We start from the raw sequence: 5188 nt of genomic DNA on the forward strand, positions 1-5188 counted from the left end.
ATCTTCGTCGTGACTCTGACCTGCACGATCGCAGCCCTCAAGGTGTTCGGCCCGATCTACGCCCTGACCCGCGGCGGACTACTTCTTGATGTCCTTGATGCCGTCGTTGTATTCGGTGCCGAGTTCGGTCAGGACGTCCTTGGACGACTTGGTGCCGTTCATGAGCTCCTGCAGGCCGGCGTTCAGCTGGTCGTAGAAGGTCGGGGTGGGCCAGTCGGGGTAGAAGCCGATGCCGTCGCGCGCGGTGAGCGTGTTGAAGTTGGCAATCAGTTCCTGGCTCTTCGGGTCCGTGATGTCCGAGGCGTTCGCGGCGACGGGGACGCCACCGTTATTGCCGATCAGGGCCTGGATCTCCGGGCGCATCGTGATGTCGATGAATGCGGCGGCGAGGTCCTTGTTCTTGGCCTTCTCGGGGACGACCCACATGTTTCCGCTGGATCCGGGAGACATCGTGGCGCCGGGGTAGAGGAAGGTGCCGAAATCGAAGCCCTTGATCTCTGTCGTGAAGCGGTTGTACCACCAGCTGCCGGAGAAGAAGATCGGGTTCGTCCCAGCGATGAACGCGGTGCCGGCATCCTCTGCCTTGGTCCCGGTGGCGTCTTTGGAGATGTAGCCCTTGTCGGTCCAGTCCTTGATGGTGTTGGTCGCGTAGGTCAGTTCCTTGCCCTGCCAGTCGACGTCACCGGTGTAGAGCTGGTAGTCGTTGACGAAGCTGCGGTCTGCCTTGGTCAGCGCAAGCTGGTACCAGAGCTGGCCGAGCGGGTACTCGGCTGCCGACTCCGCCAGCGGGGTGATCCCGGCGTCCTTGAAGGTTTTCAGTGCGGCTTCGAACTCGGCCTGCGTGGTCGGGATCGCGACGTTGTACTTCGCGAACATGTCCTTGTTGTAATAGGCCTCGACGAATTCGCCGTAGTTCGGAACGCCGTACCAGGAGCCGGAGCCCATGATGCCGTTTTCGTCATACTTGGCGGTGGTCTGCAGGGAGGGGGCGAGCTTCGCGTCCCAGCCGTACTGGCTGACGTAGTCGTCGAGGTTGCTGAGCAGCCCCTGGCTTGCGAGCAGGCCGGCGGTGGCGTTGCCCTTGTTGTACTCGAGGATGTCGGGGGCCTGGTCGGAGTTGAGGACCTGGCTCGCGGTCGAACGGATCTGCTCGAAGCTCTTCGCTTCGAACTTCACCTTCGCGCCGGTCTCCTTCTCGAAGACCTTGATCGCCTCGTTCCAGGCGATTCCCATCGCACTGGTATCGGACTCGAAGTCCCAGAGCGTCAGGGTCTTCCCCGTGCCGTCGACGGGGCCAGCCGAGCTGGCGCTCGTGGATCCGCCGGTTGAACCGCTTGCGCAGCCGGTCAAGAGTGCCGCTGCTGCCGTCATTGCGACGACAGCGAGGGCGCGCTTTCCTAATCTCACTTTCTACCTCCTTGTAGTGGCGACACCGATTCCTGTCGCCGATGACGACCCGAGCGCGAGCGAATCGAAACGCTTCGATAATTGCTGTGCTTATCGCCCGCCGAAACGCTTCGACAGTGGGTCGCTTTGAAGCATAGGGGCCTGCGGATGCGGGCACAAGTTGTTTGTTGATATTCGCAACATATCCGCGTCGCGCGAGCATCCGGCCCGGCCGCGATCCCCCGGATCCTCCACCTGAGGTGTCGCATATCGAGGTTCACACGCGGGTTGAACATCGATATGCGACACCTCAGGGACGTCATCGACGACCGACGGCGGCGCGGCGCACCCGCGCACGGAGAGCGCGCCGCGGGGTACCCGGCTTCATCCGGTACATGTCGGCGTCCGCCCGCGCGAACAGATCCTCCGCGCTCGCGCCGGGGGCCCCGATGGCCACGCCGATGCTGGCCCGGACGGCGAGCGTGAGGTCTCCGATCGGGAACACGGGGCGCATCCGCTCGGTGATGCGCTCGACGAGGGCGGACGCCTCGGGAATCCCGCCGGTGATCAGGATGACGAATTCATCTCCGCCGAGGCGCGCGACGAGGTCGCTGGGCCGGACTACGGCACCCAGTCGCTCGGCGACCAGGCAGAGCACGGTGTCGCCGACGGCGTGACCATGCCGGTCGTTGATGGACTTGAAGTCGTCGAGGTCGCAGTAGACCAGCGCCACCTCACCGGACTCCCGGCCGACGGCCTCCTCGAGGGCCGAAATGAACTGCCGGCGATTGGCCAGGCCGGTCAGGTCGTCGTGGTTCGCGGCCCTGTCGAGCTGGCGCTCTGCGTGGACGAGTCCCGTGATGTCGCGCGACACACTCAGGTATTGCGTGACGCGGCCCTCGACGTTGCGCTTGAACGGGGTGAGTCCGCGCTCGACCCACAGGCTGCGCCCGTCTGCGGTCACCATCCGGTGCCGGCAGTGCACGACCTCGTGATCGAGGGCCAGCCGCACTCGCTCCTGGGCAGCGCGGTAGATGCCCCGGTCTTCGCTTGGAACGGCGCGGTCCCGCTCCGCGGGATCCGACAGGCCCTCGACGCTGTAGCCGTAGGTCTCGCTCAGGGACTTCGACGCCCAGAGAAGCTTCTCCTCGTCAAGGTCGAACACCGTGATCAGGTCGGGGGTGGTCTCGAGGACGGCGTTCTGGAATTCGAGCACTTCCCCGAGACGTTGCTGCGCCGCCATCCGCTCGGAGACGTCGGCAACCTGCACGAAGAAGCCTCCGGCGATGTCGGGCTGGTAGTCGACCTGCAGGTGGCGCGTCACGCCACCGGCGTCGACGAGGGTCCGGTCGAAATGCTGCGGGATTCCGTCGAGTGCACCACGCACCATGGGAAAGTTGCTCGCGTAGAGCTCGGCGCCGAGCACCTCGCTGATATGCCGGCCGCGCATTGCCGCGGCGTCGCCGCCGAGCAGCATGCCGTACGCGGTGTTGGCGAGGTCGCAACGGAGGTCGTTGTTCCAGTGCCCGATCAGGGCGGGGATCCGGTCGATTGCGGTTCGCAGGAGGTCCCGTTCTGCCACGAGTGCCTCGTAGTCGTCCATCGTCACCTTTGCCCGAGGAATGCGACCACGGGAACCCGTCGAAGCTCCCCCACTTGGAGGGTACAGGTCCCGGAGCGTTCCGCACCGTTCCCGGAGAAGATCCGGTGGTGGGACCCGGCTTCCCGGGTCGGGAGCGGGTCAGGATCGCGGGGAGGCCCCTGGCCGATCCGGCGGCGGTGCGATCGAGCCGCACTCGTAGAAACGCGGAGGGACGAGCTCGATACGGGGTTCGATCGGACCGCTCACCTGCTCGATCGCGAGCGTGACCGCGCGCCAGCAGGAGTCGGCGGCGACGAGCGGAATCGTGTCGAGCGGAGGCTCGAAGTGATCGGTCTCGAAGCTCGCGCAGGCCGCAAGCACGGAGAGATCCCGCGGCACCCGCAGGCCGCGTTCCCGCAGCACGTCCAGAACCGCGGTGTGTATGCTCTCCTCGGCATGGAGGACGAGCGCCGTCATGTCCGGGCGCTCCGCGAAGAGCGCATCGAGGGCGATCCGGACGCTCGGGCCGTCCCGTTCGGGCATCACGAACGCCGTCTCGACCCCGTGGGCCGCAGCGGCCGCGAAGAAACCGTCGCGGAACCGGGGCGGGAAATTCGAGCCGCGGGCATAGACGCCGGGAGAGTGCCCGATCAGGCCGATCGACCGGTGCCCGGCTGCCACCAGCTTCTCGACCGCGAGCGCCGCAGCGGCCTCGAAGTCGAGGTCGACGCAGACGAGACCGGCAGCATCCCGGGGAATCCCGATGAAGGTCGCCGGCACGCCGAGCTCGCGGATGACCGCGACCCTGTCGTCATCGCCCGCGACGTCGAGCACGATGATGCCGTCGACGAGGCTGCTCGACGCCACCCGGCGCAGTCCGCTCGTCGCCTCGTCCTGGGTGAGCAGCAGCACGTCGTAGTCGTGTTCGCGGGCGGCCTGCGCGACCGCGAGCACGAAGGCCATGTGGGCCGGCGCATAGGTGTCCGCGTGAAAAGGCGCCGTGAGGGCGAAGATGTTGGTGCGGGTGCCCGCGAGCATCCTGGCCCCCGCGTTCGGACGATAGCCGAGACTCTCCACGGCATCGAGGACGCGCACGCGCGTGGATGCCGCGATCGACCGCTTGCCGGACAGCGCGTAGGACACCGTGCTGATCGAGACACCGGCAACCCGCGCAACATCGTGGATGCTCGCCATGGCGCCGACCTCGCTTCCCGATAATAAATGTCTTGTCGCACAGTCTGACCCATGAACCAACGGACCAGAACCACCCCGTCCCGGATTTGTTGTGAGAATCGACTTAAACGGGTCAGGGGTCACGGATGCCGGTGGTCCGGTCACTAGGGTGGTCAAGCATGACGGTCTTCGCGAATCCGGTCCTGCCCGGAATGTACCCCGATCCCTCGGTCTGCCGGGTCGGCGACACCTTCTACCTCGCCAATTCGTCGTTCGAGTACTTCCCCGGTCTCCCACTGCACTCGAGCACCGACCTCGTCACCTGGACACCCCTCGGCCACGCGATCGACCGCACCGGGCAGGCCGGCCTGCTCGACCTCGCCGGGGTGCCGGACTCCGGCGGCCTCTACGCGCCGACCCTGCGCCATCACGACGGTCTGTTCTTCCTCGCCTGCACCGTCGTCGGCGGCGCGGCGGACGCGTCGTTCTTCCTCACCACGACCGACCCGGCCGGGCCCTGGTCCGATCCGGTGTTCCTCGAGGGCGCGCGCGGCATCGATCCGACGGTCTTCTTCCACGAGGGCAGGGTCTGGTGGGCCGGCTGCCGCCTCGTCGAACCCGGCGCATACCCCGGCCAGACCGAGATCTGGCTCCGCGAGCTCGACCCGGTCGCCGGGCGACTCTTCGGCCAGGAGCACATCCTCTGGAATGGCGCGGTTGCCGGGGCGGTGTGGGCGGAGGGCCCGCACCTCTTCGCGCACGACGGGTGGATCTACCTCCTCGCCGCCGAGGGCGGCACCGAACGGAACCACGCCGTCTCGGTCGCCCGCTCCCGGTCCGTCACGGGCCCATACGTCGGGAACCCCGGCAACCCGGTCCTCAGCCACCGCCAGCTGGGAGCCACCGCGAGCGTGCAGAACGTCGGGCACGCCGACCTCGTCGAGGCAGGGGACGGCTCCTGGTGGGCCCTCGCCCTCGCCGGAAAGCTCTCCGCGATCGCCCTCTTCCAGGCGAAGTACAGCCTGATCCTGAACGCGGCAGGCGGCA

4 protein-coding genes are annotated in these 5188 nt (G+C 66.9%); 1 reads left to right on the plus strand and 3 read right to left on the minus strand.

The window, feature by feature from the left end; genetic code table 11:
• Positions 1 to 78 precede the first annotated feature (78 nt).
• The 3 genes from QN345_RS15330 to QN345_RS15340 all read right to left on the minus strand — a co-directional run bounded on the left by QN345_RS15330 (position 79) and on the right by QN345_RS15340 (position 4162).
• A complete protein-coding gene (locus QN345_RS15330) occupies positions 79 to 1371 on the minus strand; it encodes an extracellular solute-binding protein (protein WP_134446913.1) in 1293 nt (430 codons plus the stop codon).
• 334 nt (positions 1372 to 1705) lie between these two features.
• Positions 1706 to 2989 (minus strand): sensor domain-containing diguanylate cyclase, encoded by a 1284-nt coding sequence (locus tag QN345_RS15335; protein ID WP_134558037.1) that lies wholly within the window; start codon positions 2987 to 2989, stop codon positions 1706 to 1708.
• A gap of 138 nt (positions 2990 to 3127) precedes the next feature.
• Entirely contained in the window at positions 3128 to 4162 is a 1035-nt protein-coding gene (locus QN345_RS15340; RefSeq protein ID WP_322188495.1) for a LacI family DNA-binding transcriptional regulator, read from the minus strand.
• A gap of 158 nt (positions 4163 to 4320) precedes the next feature.
• Here QN345_RS15340 and QN345_RS15345 point away from each other — a divergent pair.
• Positions 4321 to 5188 (plus strand): glycoside hydrolase family 43 protein (locus QN345_RS15345; RefSeq protein ID WP_323508828.1); only part of this gene is annotated, 868 nt, incomplete at its 3' end.

Origin of the sequence: Cryobacterium sp. 10I1, from assembly GCF_035019805.1 — a bacterium.
GTDB classification, from domain to species: Bacteria; Actinomycetota; Actinomycetes; order Actinomycetales; family Microbacteriaceae; genus Cryobacterium; species Cryobacterium glucosi.

Coding starts and splice junctions, on each gene's coding strand:
- QN345_RS15335 (WP_134558037.1), bottom strand. CDS start 2,989: ATGGACGACTACGAGGCACTCGTGGCAGAACGGGACCTCCTGCGAACC.
- QN345_RS15340 (WP_322188495.1), bottom strand. CDS start 4,162: ATGGCGAGCATCCACGATGTTGCGCGGGTTGCCGGTGTCTCGATCAGC.
- QN345_RS15330 (WP_134446913.1), bottom strand. CDS start 1,371: ATGACGGCAGCAGCGGCACTCTTGACCGGCTGCGCAAGCGGTTCAACC.